The sequence below is a fragment of the Adhaeribacter aquaticus DSM 16391 genome (assembly GCF_000473365.1).
GTDB classification, from domain to species: domain Bacteria; phylum Bacteroidota; class Bacteroidia; order Cytophagales; family Hymenobacteraceae; genus Adhaeribacter; species Adhaeribacter aquaticus.
The window spans coordinates 2,089,586-2,107,765 of the sequence record NZ_KI421517.1; the positions used below are offsets into that span (position 1 = coordinate 2,089,586).

Here is an 18,180-nt window from a genome sequence, read left to right on the forward strand (position 1 = left end):
AAACTTCAACTTAAAATAATTATTTATCCCAAAAAATACGGGTTCCTAAAGTATTTGCTCCCATACGGGCTACTGCAGCCTGTACATTAGCAGCATTTACAGAAACTTCTCTGTTTGGATAAGGTAACCGGCGAATAAAACCAGTAGCACCAACTGAAGGATCTTGCCCTGGATAGTTGATTGGTTGTAAACGTGGGAACTCCGTTCTGCGGAAGTTAGACCATGCTTCTGACCAGTTACGGAAAGAGGCAACCCAGTACTGGGTGTTGATTTGCTCTAACGCTTTTGCAGGATCAGTACTAAAAAGCACACCTACCCGCTGAATAGGATCAGAACTGGTAGGATTACCTGGCTGTGCCAGATAAGCTACTATTTCCGCTTCAGGTATCTGAGGAATAACAGTAGTGTTATATAATCTCAACTGATTGATGTGTGCTCTGATACCAGTTTCATAATGCGTTTTAGCCTGGGCAAGGCCACCTGCAATTATACCTCTAGCAGCTGCATCTGCTAATAATAACTGCGTTTGCGCATAAGTTACTAAAAACTCTGGAGTGCTCTGTTCTAATACCGTATTACGTCTAAAATAAGAGTATTCGTTAAGAGAACCACGGAACCCTGGAGCAGTACGAATAGTAACATCAGAATAACCATAAGGAAGACCAAACTGATCAGCCAAATTCGTATTAATAGTACCACCGTTTGGATCACCCGGAGCAGAGTATCTTACAAAAATATACGGAGCACGCGGATCGTTATGCGCTTTCATGAAGTTAACGAAAGGCTCACCAGCAAAGAAGTTAGCCCGTTCGGTGGCTAAAAGCTGCTGGGTAGTGGCATGTACATAAGCCGGAGCATTGTACCGTACCATCGCATTATCATCGTTAGAAGTCATTAATCCTCCAGGACCTGCCATAGCCTTAGCCACAGCCGCTTTTGCCGTTGCTGAATTATTCCCTTCAACATCAGTATACCGCATACCGGCGCGCAATAATAGGGAGTTACCCAGTTTTTGCCATCTAGGGATATTGCCATTATAGAAAATATCGCCACCAGTTACCGTTGGTTTAGAAGCATCCAAAGCTTTTGTAGCTTCTTCTAATTCCTTTAAGATATCGGCATAAATTTCAGCTTGTGGATCGTATTTCGGCAGGTAATTATTTTCTAAGAATGCTTTACCGGCATCAAAGTATGGCACATCACCATAAGTATCAACCAATACCATGAAGTTATAAGCCTTTAGAATCCGGGCCATATTGTAAATATTACTTTGAGCAGGATTGCTCGCTGTATTATTTAAAATAATAGTTAGGTTCCGGATAGGTCCCTGATAAACCTGCTCAAAAGTAGTTCTGGTGTTAACATCGTTCAGGATGTTGTGATTACCACCTTCCAGAATACCTGTATATGGCGTATTTACCTGCTGAATAATTTCACCTTCGTAGTGGTGAGTTGTTCTGGCTGAACCAAACTGGGCACTGTTTAAAAGATACGCTGGGTCCAGGCTCGTCGCCTGGTTTGGATTAGTATTTATTTGCTCAAAATCCTTATCGCAGCTGCTCGCGCCTATTAAAAGCGCGACCAGTGCCATGGATAAATATTTCTTCTTCATATAAAATCTAAAAATAAATAAAATTAAAGTTTAATGTTAACATTTAATCCGTAGCTACGAGTAGTAGGAAGCGCATGAGCCTCTAAACCAGCAAATCTGTCAGAAGTAGAGTATTGCGTTTCTGGATCTAAGTTGTCAACATATTTCTTTATCATTAAAACGTTGTTTACAAACGCATTCACATTTAAACCTTTGATGAATGATTTGTTAACAAAACGAGAAAAATCGTATCCAAGAGACAATGTTCTCCAACGAACAAAGCTAGCGTTGTATACAAATGGCGTTGCCACACTGGTACTACGGTAGTTGTTGTAGAAATCCTGAGCTGGTACAGCAGTTGTGTTCGGAGAACCATCAGCGTTTACACCATCAAATACTACACCACCTTCACGACCAACTAATGACATTTTGTGTAATCCGTGACGAGTAAAGTTGAAGTTAGAGTTAGAGATCAGTTTATGACCTGCTTTAAAATCAACCTGAGCAAATAAACGGATTCCTTTGTAAGTTACAGTGTTTAACCAACCACCTGTATGAACAGGAACAGCACTACCATAAGTTACCATGTTACCTTGTAAGAACCGACCAGAAGCAGTTAATATTCTGCCTTGCGCATCACGTCTGAAGTCGAAACCACGCAGCGAGTTTAAAGGCTGACCAACTTCCTGAGAAACTACGCCAATGAATTCACCGCTTTCCATATCAAAACGTTGCTGACCAGCAGCTAGTTCCAATACTTTACTTCTGTTGATAGTATAGTTGAAAGCACTATTCCAGGTCAGGTTTTCAGTACGAACCGGCTCTAAACTTAATAAGGCTTCAATACCTTGGTTTCTTAATCTACCAACGTTAACTTTTGTCTGGCCATAACCTGAGGCATGAGAAATATCTACGTTCAGAATTTCGTCAACTGTGTTTTTACGATAAACAGTGAAGTCTAAGTTAACACGGTTATCTAATGTTCTTAACTCTAAACCTGCTTCTAATTCTTTAACGCTAAGTGGTCTTAAATTAGGGTTCGGGCTTACACCACTAGATACGTTACCAATAGCATAGTTAAAACCACCAACAGATAGTGGGTTAGGGTTAATGTTGTAGAATAATGCGTTCTGATAAGGATCGGTAGCACCACCCACTTCAGCGTAAGCAACCCGTACTTTACCATAATTTACCCAAGCAGGCAAGGTAGAGAAGGCTTGGCTAAACACAAAGCTGGTACTGATTGATGGATACAGGTAGCTGTTAGACTTAGGATTCAAGGTAGAGAACCAGTCATTACGGCCTGTTAAGTTCAAGAACAAATAGTTGTTGAACGAGAAGTCAACTGTTCCAAACAGGGAGTTAACCCGGTTTTGAGAATAGAAGTAGTTCGGGTTTTTAACCTGACCATTGTTTATGTGGTATAGATCACGAACGTAGAAGTTAGTTACGCTGGTACCTAATCTGGAGTTTTTGATATCCATTGAGTTACCACCCAAGGTAAAGTCAATACCAAATTTCCCAAATTCACGATTACCACCAACTAAAAAGTCTAAGTTACGCTCCCGGAAGGTAGATACACTTTCGTAGTAGTCACCGTTAAAGCCAGTTGGCGCCACGGATAAGAAAGCAGTACCAGTAGGACGGTTAAAGTTGTAAGGGTTGGTAAAATAATCTTGCCCTACACGACCTTGTACATATAACCAAGGTAATACCTGGTAACGAATAGAAGCATTACCAAATATCCGGTCACGACGAGAATTTTCAAAACGCTTGTTAATTGTCCAGTATGGATTCGAACGGTTTGTAAAACGAGAAGGGAAAATCTCGTTGCCGTTTTCATCCTGATAAGCAGCCTCTAACCAAGAAACATCCGTGTGGTTAGATAAGTTATACAGGGTTTGGTTAATGTTAAAATCCTGCTGAGAAACAATTGGAGGATTATGGTTTAGCTCATTAGAATAGTTTGCATTTAACTGGGCAGAAAGTTTTTCTGTTAGGTTATAAGTTAAACCAAAGTTCAAAATTTTCTTATGAAAATCAGAATTTGGAATTATGTTGTTAGCATCGGTATTAGCAAAAGATAAACGGAAATTACCTTTTTCACTACCACCAGATAAGGCAACAGAGTTAGTCCAGGTTGTACCAGTTCTGTAGAAATCCTTAACTCTGTCTCTGTTTGGACTGTATGGGTGCATTTGTCCGTCGTGGCCAATTACTGGCTGACCATCAAATTTCTCACCAAAGCTCCACTGACCAGTACCAGTAGAAGCACCACGAGCAGCGTTAGGTCCACCTTGCAAAACTTGCGGACGTCTGCCGTTTTCACCACCACCATACTCATATTGGAAATCAGTGTAATCTAAAGCCTGATCAGCAATGAAGTTTGAAGTTACTTCAACACCAATACCGGTCTGGCCTTTACCTGATTTTGTAGTAATGATGATTGCACCGTTAGCAGCCCGGAAACCATAAAGCGCAGCCGCAGCAGCACCTTTCAGCACGGTCATCGACTCAATATCATCCGGGTTAATGCTTTGCAAACCATCACCAGTATCAGTTCTGGCTTCACCGGCAGCACCTGTACCGGCACCATTAGCAGAACCACCAGCGCTGTTATTAATAGGCACACCGTTTACAATAATTAACGGGGAGTTATTACCACCGAAAGAAGCCTGACCACGGATACGGATTTTTGAAGATCCACCAGCACCAGTTGGAGCAGCTTGTACTTGTACACCAGCTACTTTACCTACTAAGCTATTACCAACGTTGTTTGTACGGGTTTGCGTTAAGTTTTCAGTACTTACAGTAGCCGTAGAATAACCCAGTTTACGGGCTTCTCTTTTAATACCAAAAGCGGTAACTACTACTTCTTCTAATGCTTTCGCGTCATCAGCCAATGTAATATTTACCGTACCAGCACCAGAAAAAGCTCTTTCCATGGTGGTAAAACCAATGTAAGAGAATACTAAAGTACCAGCTCTTTCAGGAACATTTAAAGTATAGTTACCATCTGCATCGGTAGCCGTACCTGTAGTTGTTCCCTTTACTAAAACAGTAACACCCGGCAATCCCTCGCCTTTGCTAGAGACAACTCTACCGGTGATACGCCAGTCTAAGAAGCGGTTTGAACTTACGAATTTTGCAGAGCTGTTATTAGACACATAGTTCGCTCCTGCATTACCAGCAACTGAATCAGTAGCAATGGTAATACCAGAGAGCAACGACATACCCAAAACAGCTTTTTGCAGTCTTGAAGTAATTTTTTGCATTGGGGCTAATTTGTTAAGGTTAATTAATTGTGTTTGGTAATAAATGAAGCTTTGCGCTTCATAAATATAGTTTGCCCCTAAAAAAAAACCTAAACTTACTTTTTATTTATTGTAAATTTTTTAATAAATATAACATTTACACCTTTTGATTAAATGAAAAACAAGTAAAAAGGTATATGCTTTCAAATTTATCAATTATTATCTTTTTGTTAAATTTTTTACACTTACACAACAATTTTTTCAATTTTACTCATTCTTATTAGTATAGTTTTAACTAATCAGGGTGATTTAGCAATTTTTTTTCAATAAAAATCTTTTCTTAAATCTCACAAAATCAAGAAACTATAATTGCAGATTAATATTCCACTGGTATTAAAACAGGAGTTCTCAACATAAATATATTTATAAATATTGTTGAATATTTACTAATAATCAAACGATTTGTACAGTATTTTTAAATGATCATCAATTTTAAAAGGTGTATGTAAATTTTTATATTTAGCCTCAAACTAAAAAAGCTGTAAATCAAGTATTAACTTAATTTACAGCTTTCCTAGTTTGAATACTACCTGCTCTTGTTCCAGCCAATCAGGCAAAAACGGCAACTTAAAAATTAGATACTTTCTTTGGTAAACTGCCCATCTACCATGCGCCAGATATTTAACGGATTGTCGTTTTGTAAAGCTGCTGGCAGCGCTTTAGCCGGAAAATCCTGGTAACATACCGGACGAGCAAATCTATATATAGCCAACGTACCTACAGACGTAGAACGGGAATCTGAAGTAGCCGGGAATGGTCCACCGTGTACCATGGCATGACTAACTTCAACCCCGGTAGGGTAACCGTTAAATAAAATACGGCCTACTTTCCGCTCCAGTATCTGTACCAATTCGGCATACTCTTCTAAATCCTCGGCGGTAGCATGAATCGTTGCCGTTAAATGGCCATGTAAATTACGGGCAAATTCCAGAACCTGGTCTTTATCGGATGCTGTAACTGCTAAGCTGGATGGCCCAAATACTTCTTCCGCTAATTCCGGATTACCCAAAATAGTTTCGGCGGAAGCTTGTAACAAATGTGCCACACCGCCACAAGTACCTGCGGCTGCAGCTCCTTGAGCTAACACTTTTACGCCTTCTACTTTTTGCAAACGTTGCAAACCCGAGTCATAAGCTTGTTTTATACCTGGTGTCAGCATTGTACCCGCCGTGGAAGCCTCGAAATGCTTACTCGCTTTTTGCAGGAAGCTGCTTGAAATATCTGAATCTAGTGTAACTACTAAACCTGGATTAGTACAGAACTGACCTACACCTAAAGTAACGGAAGCAGCCAACCCTTGGGCAATAGCATCTTCTCTTTCTTTTAAAGCACGAGGCAAAATAAATACTGGGTTAGTACTACCCATTTCCGCATAAACCGGAATAGGTTCCGGACGAGCAGCAGCAGCAGCAAAAATAGCTGTTCCCCCTCTCGTAGAACCCGTAAAACCAATAGCTTTTATTAATGGATGTGTAACAATAGCCATTCCTACCTCTACAGAAGTACCATGCACAAAAGACAATGTTCCGTCTGGCATACCAGCGGCTTTAGCTGCTTTTATGATGGCATTGCCTACCATTTCAGATGTTCCTGGATGGGCCGGATGCGCTTTTACCACTACTGTACAACCAGCCGCTAAAGCCGAAGCGGTATCGCCGCCTGCTACTGAAAAAGCAAAAGGGAAATTACTGGCACCAAACACACCTACCGGCCCTAATGGAATTTGCATTTGCCGTAAATCAGGCTTTGGCAATGGCTGACGATCAGGTTGTGCTTTATCAATACGGGCATTTACCCACGATCCTTCTCTCACAATCTCAGCAAATAAACGCAATTGATTTACGGTCCTACCCCGCTCACCCTGTAAGCGCGGTAAAGGCAAACCTGTTTCCTGGGAACATATATTTAGCAAATCATCACCCAAAGCCATGATCTCCTCACCTATTCTTTCTAAAAAGGCTGCGCGTTCTTCGCTGGTTTTTAATCGGTAAGTAGTAAAAGCTTCTTCGGCTTTTCTTACTGCTGCATCTACTTCTTCTGGTGTAGATTCGGTAAATACTGTTTCCAACGCTTCTCCCGTAGCCGGGTTAACCCCAGTAAATGTGCGTCGTGCAGCACTTGAACTATTATTTTCTTTAACTTCCATAAATTAAATTTTAGGTACTAATTTATATTTATTAAATTAATCAAGTCCTTTTGATTCAGGGCCTTCAAAGTTACAATAAAAAATAATGGCCTTTTAGTAAAGGCCATTATTCTTAATATTTAGATACTTTCTTTGGTAAACTGCCCATCTACCATGCGCCAGATATTTAACGGATTGTCGTTTTGTAAAGCTGCTGGCAGCGCTTTAGCCGGAAAATCCTGGTAACATACCGGACGAGCAAATCTATATATAGCCAACGTACCTACAGACGTAGAACGGGAATCTGAAGTAGCCGGGAATGGTCCACCGTGTACCATGGCATGACTCACTTCTACCCCGGTAGGGTAACCATTAAATAAAATACGGCCTACTTTCCGCTCCAGTATCTGTACCAATTCGGCATATTCTTCTAAATCCTCGGCGGTAGCATGGATCGTCGCCGTTAAATGGCCGTGTAAACTTTCGGCAAGCTCTAAAATCTGCGCTTTACTTTCTGCCGTAACCGCTAAACTAGTTGGGCCGAAAACTTCTTCTGTTAACTCCGGATTAGCTAATACGTTGCTGGCAGTAGTATGTAATAAATGGGCCAAACCACCACAAACACTTTCGGATGCCGCTCCTTGAGCTAATACTTTTACGCCTGCTGTACTAATAAGTCGCTCTAACCCTGAATCGTAAGCTTGTTTAATACCAGGCGTAAGCATAGTACCTGCCACGTTAGCCTCCAAATGAGAGCCGGTTTGTTTAAAGAAACCTTCCACTTCAGGAGCATCTACGGCTATTACCATACCCGGGTTAGTACAGAACTGACCTACGCCCATGGTTACTGAACCAGCTAATCCCTGAGCAATAGCTGTGCCTCTTTCTTTTAAAGCGCCAGGCAAAATGAACACGGGGTTAGTACTACCCATTTCGGCATAAACCGGGATAGGCTCCGGACGAGCCGCCGCCGCCGCAAATAAAGCCATACCACCGTGGTAAGAACCAGTAAAGCCAATTGCTTTTATTAAAGGATGTTTCACCAACTCCATACCTACGCCACCATGTACATAAGATACTACACCATCGGGCATACCAGTAGCTTTAGCTGCCTGAATCATAGCCTTACCAACCATGTCAGAAGTACCCGGATGAGCACGATGCGCTTTTACCACTACCGTACAACCAGCTGCTAAAGCCGAAGCGGTATCGCCACCAGCTACTGAAAATGCTAATGGAAAATTACTGGCTCCAAACACACCTACTGGTCCTAATGGAATTTGCATCTGCCGTAAATCAGGCTTTGGCAAAGGCTGGCGATCTGGTTGCGCTTTATCTATCCGAGCGTTAACCCAAGACCCATCTCTTACCAATTCTGCAAATAACTTTAACTGATTTACTGTTCTACCACGCTCACCTTGTAAACGTGCCAATGGTAAACCTGTTTCTAAAGAACAAACATTCAAAAGCTCATCGCCCATTGCCATGATCTCCTCGCCTATTCTCTCTAAAAAAGCTGCTTTTTCTTCGTTTGACTTTAACCGGTAAATTTTAAAAGCTTCCTCAGCATTTCTTACCGCAGTATCAACTTCCGCAACTGTAGATTCAGTAAATACTGTTTCCAACGGTTCTCCCGTGGCCGGATTTATTCCACTAAAAGTCCGGGCTTTTACCTCCGGCATATCTAACGTAGCATTATTACTCATAAAAATATTTATTTGCTAAATTTTGAATTTAGCATTGAAGTAAAATTAAATTAAGAAACAAAGTTTACCAGTGTTCCGATAGAACCAATTGTAATCCGGATTTCGTCACCGCTTTTCAGAGTAAACTCATTAGGTGGCACAATACCAGTACCGGTCATTAAATAGGCGCCGTGCTCAAAAGATGTTTCCCGGAATAAAAAACCTACCAGTTCATCGTGCTTCCGTTTCATCTGGCTGATAGCAATAGACTCATTAAACTGCGTCTCGCCATTACGTTTGATTTCCAGATTAATTTCAGTTTCTTGTGGCAGTGGAGAACCCGGCACATATAAGCATGGACCTATACCAGCACATTTATCATACGTTTTAGCTTGTGGTAAATACAATGGGTTTTCGCCTTCAATACTGCGCGAACTCATATCATTACCAACAGTATATCCTTGAATTTTACCGCGCGAATTTACAAATAAAGTAAGCTCTGGTTCCGGCACATCCCAAGTAGAATCCTGACGGATATTTACTTTTCCACCAGAACCTACCGTGCGGGCTGGAGTAGCTTTGAAAAACAATTCCGGACGTTCTGCATCATATACTCTATCGTAAAAGTCCCCGCCACCAGCATCTTTAGATTCTTCCATCCGGGCAACGCGGCTGCGGAAATAAGTAACTCCTGAAGCCCATACTTCCTGCTGGCTGATTGGAGCCAATAGTTCAGAAGAAAGTAATTTTTCGCCTTCTTCTTTAGAAACAGAAGAAGCGTTTTTTACTTCGTCCTGTAAATACTGATGTAAGTTCTCCTGGTTTACTACTGCATCCCAGTCAGAAGAATTTAACTTAAAAAATTCGCCGTTTTGTTCCAGCAGAATACCACTTGTAAGTTTATATAATTTCATAATTAATAATTAATTCTAAAGCCTAAAAAAAAAGCTTGCCTGAATTAAGGCAGATTATCCACTTGATTATCAAGTATTATAATCTGCCTTAATTCAGAACAAGCAGTACTTATTTTTTATTATCGCTGATTTTTCAAACCAATCGGGTTTTCAATAGTCAACTTTTGAATATTAATTAAACAAAGAAAGGAATATCTTTTGGATGGTATTTTTTCATACCTTCTTCGTTGATATCTACGCCAATACCTGGCTTATCAGATACTGTAATGAAACTCTTCTCAACAAAAGGCTTATCATAAACTACAACGTCTTTATAAATTTCTTCTGTATCCATATAAGTTTGCCACTCCATAATCTGGAAGTTTGGCACTGAAGCACAAACGTGGGCAGAGGCCATAGCTCCTAAGAAAGAAGCCACCATGTGCGGCGAGAAAGGTACATAGTACAGGTTAGCTAAATTAGCAATACGCTGTGCCTCGCCTAAACCACCGGCTTTCTGCAAGTCAGGCATGATAATATCCGCGCCGCCTTCTTCCAATAAGCGGGTAAAGCCATAGGCTAAATAAATGTTTTCACCAGTACAGATAGGAGTAGAAGTTTCGGCTGTAATACGTTTATAAACATCAATATTATCAGCAGGTACTGGCTCCTCCAACCACATCAGGTTTAACGGTTCCATTAACTTGGCCACTCTATGACCTGTTGTCGCATCATAACGACCGTGCATATCCACGCAAATATCAACTTTAGGACCAACTGCTTTACGAACAGCAGCAATGGCATTATACATCCTGTCTAATTCAGCCGGGCTGGCAGTCCAGTTATAGCGGTCATATTTATTTGGGTCGTTTCCTTCATCAATATCAAACTTAACTGCATTATATCCTTTCTTTACTGCTCCGCTTGCAGATTTAGCATAATCATCAGGAGTTGGATTACGGGCAGTATAAAGGGCAGTATCGCAATAAACACGAATTTTATCCCGGAATTTACCTCCTAATAACTGGTATACAGGTAAGCCTAATGCTTTACCAGTTACATCCCAAAGTGCTGATTCAATAGCAGTCATTACGGCAACATAAACACCCGATTGAGCACCACCAAAGAAAGCTCCTTTACGTAACTCTTCTTGCAGGCGGTTCGGATTTAATGGATTCTGACCTTTCAACCGGTTACCCATTTGTTTAACCATAAAATAAGTACCAGTAACGGCATCAACTGCTTGTCCCCAACCTACAATACCCTGATTAGTAGAGATTTTCACGATAAGATCGTGACCATTTTTGATATATCCACAAGTTACATCTGTAATTTTTAAATCAGCAGGGGCAGAAGCTTGCGAAGTTCTCTCTTTAGCTCCAACTAACCCATGACCTGCAGTAGCAAGACCCGGAGCTCCTAAAAGACTGGCTGCACCAGCTAACGAAAGTTTGCCTAAAAAAGAACGGCGATTTTGTTTATTCAACATAATAGTTTGATTTATTAGTTTGCTAGGTGTTGTGGTGAAAATTTAAAAGACATTATTAACACTACTGGATTTTATTATTTCCTCAACCTGAGCTTTAGCAACAGGTAATTTCATTTTTTTATTATTTACGCTGGCTTTCAACCATTCAAGGTAATCTTTCTGAATTTCAGGTGTCCACCTGGCATCCATTTGTCCGGAAGAATATTTACCTTCTGCGGTACGAATTTTGGCAAACATATCTTCAAGGCGTGTTTTTTCGGATGCTTTAATTACCGTTTCTGCCAAATGCGCTGGAATGAACATAACCACACCTTCTTTGCCCAATACCACATCACCCGGCATAACCGTTACCTGACGTATGCGTGTAGGTTGGTTAATACCTATAATCATAGTATTTTGATCATAAGGCGGGTTATGGTGAGATGGGGTATAGCTTGTTATGTACGAGGTAAATCTGCCCATTTCTTTCAACCCTTCAATATCTCTTACGGCACCATCGTATACAATACCGTTACCGGTTCTTTTATAAATATCGGCTGCTACGCGGTCGCCAATGGTTGGGCCGTTTTTGTGCAGACCAAACTGATCACCCACATATACGTCGCCCTTTTGAAGTTGCTCAACACCCCAAACATTTTGGTTACGGCGGCCTTCTTTTTTACCGCGGTCGTCTATTGCTTTCCACACATCAGGGCGATAAGGCATAAAAGAAGTTGTAAAAGCGCGGCCAACTAATACACTGTCAGGGTTTATTCTAATAGGCCAATTTTCAGCTATCTGGTAATTAAATTTCGAGCCTCCTAAAGTAGCCCAGGCTTCTTCAATACTTACCTCTTTCATTCGTCTAAGAACATCATCCGGAACTTTTGGCCGTCCATCCGGGAAGCGTTCGCCTTTCCACTCAGGCGTAAGGAAAATAAGTTCGTCTTTTGAAATCTGCTGTGCTTTTACTAACGTAGATAAAAGCATTAAGCAAATAACTAGTAAAAAAGAATACTGTTTTTGCATGGTAATTAAAATTATTGAAGGTGGTTGTGTTTGTTTTGATTAGACTTAAATAAATATTTTCAATCCATTCAGCCCTCAAATTCTGGACTTATTGTCAAAAATACAAATTTCAGAACTGTATAATTGCCTGATTAGAGAAGATATTCATTTCTTATAATGTTCTGGTTTATTTATTAAATAAATAGAAAGGAATGTCATTTTTCTTTATACAATTTCAAATTGTCATTTTATAAAGTTCAGAACTTCATTAAGTTATAAAACAACTTTGAAAATTCTAAATAAACAATTACTTTTTTTGTCAGAGGATTATATGGCAAATAAAAATTTAGTCAAATAAATTTATTATTTAGAATACTTCACTTGGTAGAATGACAACTATAAAGCAACAGGTACTTTTAAGTTAACCGCACCTTAACCACTACTTTCTTTACTTTTGAAGTAGTATCCTGTGCAAGCTTTACGCCTGGCATGTGCACATCATCAGGGAAGAAAATGGCAAACATCCCGGCATCCAGCTTATTAAAAGATAAATCAGCTTTAAACAATATTAAATCTTTTTCATCGTCATAATCTTGAGTAACCGATTGGGCTTTCAACGGCGCATATCCAAACACTTCTGAACCGGAATAAACAAATTGTACGTCCAGGTGCTTCCGGTGTGCTTCAGTTATACCCTCAGTAATTTCCTTTGTATCGTACTCACTAACAAAAGCAAATACTTTATCGCCATCAATTTCGTGCTTACCTGGTTCGGCAGTTGCGAAATCAGTAGTTGTTATAAATTTAAATGCCTGAGCAATTCCTTCTCCAAGAGAAGTATACAAGTGTGCGTTTTCTATTTTATCTAAGACCATTATTAATTGATTTAAACAAATAAGAACAGCCCGTAGAGACTGTTCTTATTAAATTTTATTATGATGATAAATTAATTTTAGTTAGTTGGAGCAGGAGTTGGCAATCTGAAAGCCTGACGGGCTAATAACTTCCATTCCCCTTTTTGCTTTTGCCAAACTAATAAATTCTGAATGTTGATGTCACTTGGCTTACCGTTATTAGTTGCCTTAGACTTAAAAGTATGTCTTACCAAAGCGGTATTACCTGCCACCCGAATCATTTGATTAGAAACCTCAGCCGTAAGAAAATCAATCGGATCATTAATTACGCCATTTACAAAAGCGGCTTTATCCTGAACCAAACCACTTGAATGGCCATAGCTAATTTCCGGAGCAGCAATTTTTTCTAATAGGTTTTTATCGGCATCTACCATGGCTTTGCAGTAAACATCTACTGCTGCCGCCACATCTTTTTCATCTTTCGACTGGGCAGAAGCTGATTGTGCCTGTGAAGCCACAGCAAAAATCAGCGATAACATCAGAATACAGATAATTCTTTTCATAATATTTTTATAATTAAGATTTTAGTAATCTTTATTTCCTATACAACTAGCCTGCCATATTTATAGCCAGTTTAGTTTAAATCGATTAATGGCCATGACCGTGACCACCCGCTAACATAACCTCCCGATCAGAAGCAATCTCTGCCTCAGTAAGTACCGGAGGATTTTTGTGCCAGTAAGAAGCCAGGATGGAACCGGTGATATTCATAATCGGACCAAATACAGCCGGAGCTAAACCTATGGTAGCGGCTTTACCCATTTCTTTAGCTAAACCGGAAGCTAAACCACCATTCTGCATACCTACTTCAATAGCAATGGTACGGGCATTACGCTCACTTAAACCTAATAAACGGCCAATACCATAACCAAACGCATAACCACCAGTATTATGAATAAAGGCACACAAAATAAGCGCAGGGCCAATCACCATTAAGTTGTCGCGACCAGCAGCAGTTATAATTGTAATAATAAAAGCAATACCAAACATGGAAACCAAAGGCATCGCTTTATCTAACCAGGCTGCTTTTCCTTTGAAGAATTTGTTAAATATTAAGCCTCCGCCAATTGGCAATACAACCATTTTAGTTATATCCCACATCATATCCAGCACATCTACCTCAACAAACTGGCCACCTAATAATTTCATCCACATTGGAGTCATGAAAGGAGCTATCAAAGTAGCAATGGCGGTTAAGGTGATAGATAAAGCTAAATTGGCACCAGCCAGGTAAGACATTACATTAGAAGCTAAACCGCACGGCATACTACCAATAAGTACAACACCTGCCGCCACTTCCGGAGGGAAACCAAACATTTTAGCCAGTGAGAAACCTAACAAAGGCATTACAGTAAAGTGACCAATTAAACCAATTAACACTCCTTTTGGCTCTTTTAATACCCCTGCAAAATCTTTTAGTCCCATTTCAGTACCCATACCAAACATAATAATCTGAATAAGCGGTGTAATTAAAGTAGCAAACCTAAAATCACCAACCTGAACAAAATACTGCGGATAATTTAAAGCGGTAGTAACGGCCGCAAAAATCATCATGGTGTAGGCAAACCCTTTGGTAACAGCATAACCTCTAAACCCGATACCTAAAGCGGCAAAGAAAAGAATTAAAAGTGGGCCTGCCGTTGCTGCATTCCCGGCAAGGTAAAGAGCAATTGCAGCGAGTAAACTTAAGGCCGCGACGCCTAATGCTAATTTGTAAGTGTTCATTTATGTTAAAGAATTGTTAGGTGGAATATGTAATTTAATATTATTATCCTTTTTAAAAAATATAGCACATATCTTTATTCTCCCCCTGCTTCGGAGATCTAAACCAAATCATAGGAATTTAATTTATTATAATCCGTGGAGAACTTAACACTTTCTGAAAGGCTCTGTAATTTACCACACCAGGTTAAACAACTATTATTAAGATCTAAGGAAAACCACCTGCTCTCACTTCACCGTCTTAAATAAATTCATTTAATCCTTATTTGCGCACCTACTTCCATCAACTTTTCGGGATTCAAGATAGAATGTAAAAAAATTAATTCAAAATTTATGAATTACCATTAAATAAAGTCTGGATATAATAAATTCAACCTTACTTTATTATTACAATACACTTGTTAAATTTTTCGTTTATATGTTAAAAAATAATCAACACATAATGCTGTATGTTATAAATGTATAAATTATATAATATCCTTTAAAATAACAACCTTCATCAGCGAATACACCTTTCCAAAAAATTTATAGTTTATATATTAACTGAATATCAGCCATATTGTATAAAATACAGGGTAAAGAATACCATCTTTAGTTCTGTATCCTGCAAAATTACCTGAAATGAAGAAGATGCTCTGCCGCAGTTCCTCCATCCCTCTCCTATAATGGTTAGTTTATTTGATTATACTTATGACAGCAAGAGACCCAATTGTGATAAGATCAATCTACTACAACCTATTATAGGCAACATAAAAGTATTATTTTCTAATTCTTAGAATTGTAGTTGCTAAAAACCAGCTTAAAAAGTAAAAGCCTGGCTTTTTGTTTCTCCCCACTTATTAAACATATTCCTGCAATAGGTATGTCATTTTATAAAAGTAAGGCTCTAATTTTGAATTAAATTATTAGAATTTCCCTAAATCTTTCTAACCAAAAATCAGTATAATTAAAAGAATCCACCGGCCGGAAATACGGACACAAAAAACTAAATTACTACTAATTTTAAAATTAAAACATACCTGCGGCTGCCATGAGTACCTTTACATTTTATTTACCAGAATTAGATAATATTTACGAGCAGGAGGCTTATTATGCCTATATAAAAGATCTTGTAGAGGAATTTACCCAGGAGGAAGTTCTAGATAAAAGAATCTTCCGGTTAATTTTTAAATTTGAAGGAATATTGGTAGTAGCTCAGGTTGGCGAAACATGCCCGGTTTACAAAAAACCAATATATGCCATTTTTGAAACCCCACATACCTTTGTAGTGGTTTCCAAAGATAAAATTTATTGCCCTTTAGGCGTCCGCAAAGATGAGGTGCTGGAAATTATGGAATTTGCTACACCTGAAACGTCCTCCACTTATTAAAAATACACACCAGTTAAAACTATTAAATACGCTACAAAATAAATACCTATTTTTGGCATCTACGTTTGCCGATATTTATTCATGAACCAATATTTAAAGCCTAACGAACGCGAATTAATAAAACTTATTAAATTTTTCCAGAAGCGTGCCGACCATTTAATTAAGGAAGGAGCACTTAGTGAGGAACATCAGCAACTAGGAATTGCTTGCGAAAAATTAACTACGCAAATATTTAACCATGCCCAAGCGCGGGAGCACATAACGCAAAAGCGGGAAAAGCTTGGTTCCATTATCGTAGATAATGCCGCGTGCCCTAAATGCCACAAAAGCTCTCATATAAAATTAACGGGCACTGCTAAACACCAAAAAGGATGGAAAGCAAATAAATATAAATGCCGTCGCTGTAACATCGAGTTTATCTGGAATAAACCAAACAACCCTTGGGATATGGTTCTTTTTTTAGAACAATATATAGGCGAAATGGAAGCTAATGTGCAGAATGAGACATTACCAGAAGAAGTTAGAAATCAATCCGGCCAGGTAATAGAACAGTTACAGGTAAGTTTAACCCAGCTAAAACCAGTACTAGAAGGCTCTGACAGTGAAATGGCTGACCTACAAGCGACCGAACTGGAAATGAGCAAAATGGTCCATCAGTTTAAAAACTACCTGCTCATTGAAAAAATCAAATTAGATACCTGGCAGGATCCAACCGAAAAATAAACCTATTGAATTTGCAGAGCAGCTGTTTTAACAAGAACAGCTGCTTTTTTTTGATTTACTCCTTTCCTAACTGCATCCCCCCTACTCTCCATAAACAAAATTGTTTAACTAGCTTGAATACAACGGCTTTTTTTAAATTAATCTATAGCAGTAAAATCTAGCTTCTTATAGTATTCAGGAAGCTATACACCCATAAATTTTCCTGAAGTATGGCTAGTAATTAATAAAATAAACCAGCATATCCAAACTGCAAACAACTTCTCCCGTTAAAAATAAAGATGTATTTTTTATATACTTAAATCTTAAGTTATGAATAGAAGAGAAGATCAGAACGATTACCAAGACCGGAACAACCGGGGCGGTAACAGAGATATGGGACAAAGCAAAGATTCTATGTACAGAGGTGCCTACCGTTTTGAGGATCACCGTACGGCCCGTGACCAATACGGCGACCGTCACGATAATCACCAGGACGACCGGGGCCAGGCAAACCAGCGGATTACACAAGGCGCCTCTAATAACTATGGCAACATGGGAAGTTACGGTGGCGCACAGGGCTATGGCTCAGCCCGGGGTGGTTACGGCCATCGGCATGAAGACAGAAGTGGCTTTGATGGCACCAGTGGCCACGGACGCGACACCATAAGAAGACCAGGCCATGAACGCCAGATTTACGGTGCTTATTGGGATAAAAACAGTTTTAGTGATAACGAAAATAGCCGTTTCGCTCAGGACCATCGCGAAAACCGCCCTGATCCTAACCGAACCTATCGGAACGATAGAAACCGGGACGACGATAGCCGTTATGAAATATACGATGACGCCCAAAGCCATTATAATCGTGGGGAGTACGGCAATGTCAGCCAACAAAATCCATCTTTTGACTTTAATCGCAACATGGACGACCAGCCAAATGAACAACGGCATTATGGTTCTAACCAAAGACCTAAAAACCGGCAAGGCAGCGGCAACGATCAGGATCGTAACTACAGCTACGGTACCGATTATAACGAAGGCAATATGGCTGGCTCCTTAAGCTATGGCTATGATGGCCATCGTGGCTATCCGGACGATGACCGAGATAGACGCTATGATCCACAAACCGGAAGAATCAGAAACGAGCGGGACAGACCTCGGGGTGGCTATGACTACAATAGCCATGACCGTGACAATGATAATAACCGTTATTAATAACAACTAGAAATTAAGCTAAGACCACAGTAAATAATTTATTGTGGTCTTTTTTTCTTCCTTTTTAAAGCTCTCTACCAGACTAAAGAAAATTAACCAAATCTTGTTATTCTGGCACAAGGAAAATTTTTAGTTATTCTAATTGCTTACTCAATAACTTAAAATTCTATTTGTGCT

General features: G+C 39.6%; 13 protein-coding genes. 3 read left to right on the top strand and 10 right to left on the bottom strand.

The genetic code is table 11. The features are described 5' to 3' along the window. Positions 1–19 precede the first annotated feature (19 nt). The 10 genes from ADHAQ_RS0111310 to ADHAQ_RS0111355 form a co-directional block, all read right to left on the bottom strand. On the bottom strand, positions 20–1,612 hold the full coding sequence (locus ADHAQ_RS0111310) for a SusD/RagB family nutrient-binding outer membrane lipoprotein (protein ID WP_026463027.1): 1,593 nt from the start codon (positions 1,610–1,612) through the stop codon (positions 20–22). Positions 1,613–1,635: 23 nt separating this feature from the next. Further along, positions 1,636–4,866, bottom strand: a complete 3,231-nt coding sequence (locus ADHAQ_RS0111315) for a SusC/RagA family TonB-linked outer membrane protein (RefSeq protein ID WP_051359860.1) — start codon at positions 4,864–4,866, stop codon at positions 1,636–1,638. A gap of 613 nt (positions 4,867–5,479) precedes the next feature. Continuing rightward, a complete protein-coding gene (locus tag ADHAQ_RS0111320) occupies positions 5,480–7,051 on the bottom strand; it encodes an aldehyde dehydrogenase (NADP(+)) (protein WP_026463029.1) in 1,572 nt (523 codons plus the stop codon). A gap of 119 nt (positions 7,052–7,170) precedes the next feature. Next, complete coding sequence (locus tag ADHAQ_RS0111325) at positions 7,171–8,736, bottom strand: aldehyde dehydrogenase (NADP(+)) (RefSeq protein ID WP_245590602.1); 1,566 nt, start codon at positions 8,734–8,736, stop codon at positions 7,171–7,173. A gap of 50 nt (positions 8,737–8,786) precedes the next feature. Continuing rightward, the gene (locus ADHAQ_RS0111330) at positions 8,787–9,629 is read right to left on the bottom strand and encodes a fumarylacetoacetate hydrolase family protein (RefSeq protein WP_026463031.1); all 843 of its coding nucleotides are present in this window, start codon (positions 9,627–9,629) and stop codon (positions 8,787–8,789) included. A gap of 175 nt (positions 9,630–9,804) precedes the next feature. After that, the gene (locus tag ADHAQ_RS0111335; RefSeq protein WP_026463032.1) at positions 9,805–11,097 is read right to left on the bottom strand and encodes a mandelate racemase/muconate lactonizing enzyme family protein; all 1,293 of its coding nucleotides are present in this window, start codon (positions 11,095–11,097) and stop codon (positions 9,805–9,807) included. A 42-nt stretch (positions 11,098–11,139) separates the two neighbouring features. Beyond that, positions 11,140–12,105, bottom strand: coding sequence for an RraA family protein (locus ADHAQ_RS0111340; protein WP_026463033.1), 966 nt, complete (start codon positions 12,103–12,105; stop codon positions 11,140–11,142). A 395-nt stretch (positions 12,106–12,500) separates the two neighbouring features. Further along, positions 12,501–12,959 carry a NanQ anomerase/TabA/YiaL family protein gene (locus tag ADHAQ_RS0111345; RefSeq protein WP_026463034.1) on the bottom strand — a complete coding sequence of 153 codons (459 nt, stop codon included), beginning with the start codon at positions 12,957–12,959 and terminating at the stop codon, positions 12,501–12,503. A 77-nt stretch (positions 12,960–13,036) separates the two neighbouring features. Next, entirely contained in the window at positions 13,037–13,501 is a 465-nt protein-coding gene (locus ADHAQ_RS0111350) for a nuclear transport factor 2 family protein (RefSeq protein ID WP_034256760.1), read from the bottom strand. Positions 13,502–13,586: 85 nt separating this feature from the next. Further along, on the bottom strand, positions 13,587–14,723 hold the full coding sequence (locus ADHAQ_RS0111355) for a bile acid:sodium symporter family protein (RefSeq protein WP_026463036.1): 1,137 nt from the start codon (positions 14,721–14,723) through the stop codon (positions 13,587–13,589). A gap of 1,027 nt (positions 14,724–15,750) precedes the next feature. On the opposite strand from ADHAQ_RS0111355, the gene ADHAQ_RS0111360 reads away from it, so the two are divergent. The 3 genes from ADHAQ_RS0111360 (at position 15,751) to ADHAQ_RS0111375 (ending at position 18,003) form a co-directional block, all read left to right on the top strand. Further along, complete coding sequence (locus ADHAQ_RS0111360) at positions 15,751–16,089, top strand: hypothetical protein (RefSeq protein ID WP_026463037.1); 339 nt, start codon at positions 15,751–15,753, stop codon at positions 16,087–16,089. 81 nt (positions 16,090–16,170) lie between these two features. Beyond that, positions 16,171–16,812, top strand: a complete 642-nt coding sequence (locus ADHAQ_RS0111365; RefSeq protein WP_026463038.1) for a hypothetical protein — start codon at positions 16,171–16,173, stop codon at positions 16,810–16,812. Between the two features lie 309 nt (positions 16,813–17,121). Continuing rightward, positions 17,122–18,003, top strand: coding sequence for a hypothetical protein (locus ADHAQ_RS0111375; protein ID WP_026463039.1), 882 nt, complete (start codon positions 17,122–17,124; stop codon positions 18,001–18,003). Positions 18,004–18,180 lie beyond the last annotated feature (177 nt).

What these genes read in the sequence shown, in the direction of transcription:
- ADHAQ_RS0111310 (WP_026463027.1), bottom strand. Translation starts at nt 1,612, where the DNA reads ATGAAGAAGAAATATTTATCCATGGCACTGGTCGCGCTTTTAATAGGC.
- ADHAQ_RS0111315 (WP_051359860.1), bottom strand. Translation starts at nt 4,866, where the DNA reads ATGCAAAAAATTACTTCAAGACTGCAAAAAGCTGTTTTGGGTATGTCG.
- ADHAQ_RS0111320 (WP_026463029.1), bottom strand. Translation starts at nt 7,051, where the DNA reads ATGGAAGTTAAAGAAAATAATAGTTCAAGTGCTGCACGACGCACATTT.
- ADHAQ_RS0111325 (WP_245590602.1), bottom strand. Translation starts at nt 8,736, where the DNA reads ATGAGTAATAATGCTACGTTAGATATGCCGGAGGTAAAAGCCCGGACT.
- ADHAQ_RS0111330 (WP_026463031.1), bottom strand. Translation starts at nt 9,629, where the DNA reads ATGAAATTATATAAACTTACAAGTGGTATTCTGCTGGAACAAAACGGC.
- ADHAQ_RS0111335 (WP_026463032.1), bottom strand. Translation starts at nt 11,097, where the DNA reads ATGTTGAATAAACAAAATCGCCGTTCTTTTTTAGGCAAACTTTCGTTA.
- ADHAQ_RS0111340 (WP_026463033.1), bottom strand. Translation starts at nt 12,105, where the DNA reads ATGCAAAAACAGTATTCTTTTTTACTAGTTATTTGCTTAATGCTTTTA.
- ADHAQ_RS0111345 (WP_026463034.1), bottom strand. Translation starts at nt 12,959, where the DNA reads ATGGTCTTAGATAAAATAGAAAACGCACACTTGTATACTTCTCTTGGA.
- ADHAQ_RS0111350 (WP_034256760.1), bottom strand. Translation starts at nt 13,501, where the DNA reads ATGAAAAGAATTATCTGTATTCTGATGTTATCGCTGATTTTTGCTGTG.
- ADHAQ_RS0111355 (WP_026463036.1), bottom strand. Translation starts at nt 14,723, where the DNA reads ATGAACACTTACAAATTAGCATTAGGCGTCGCGGCCTTAAGTTTACTC.
- ADHAQ_RS0111360 (WP_026463037.1), top strand. Translation starts at nt 15,751, where the DNA reads ATGAGTACCTTTACATTTTATTTACCAGAATTAGATAATATTTACGAG.
- ADHAQ_RS0111365 (WP_026463038.1), top strand. Translation starts at nt 16,171, where the DNA reads ATGAACCAATATTTAAAGCCTAACGAACGCGAATTAATAAAACTTATT.
- ADHAQ_RS0111375 (WP_026463039.1), top strand. Translation starts at nt 17,122, where the DNA reads ATGAATAGAAGAGAAGATCAGAACGATTACCAAGACCGGAACAACCGG.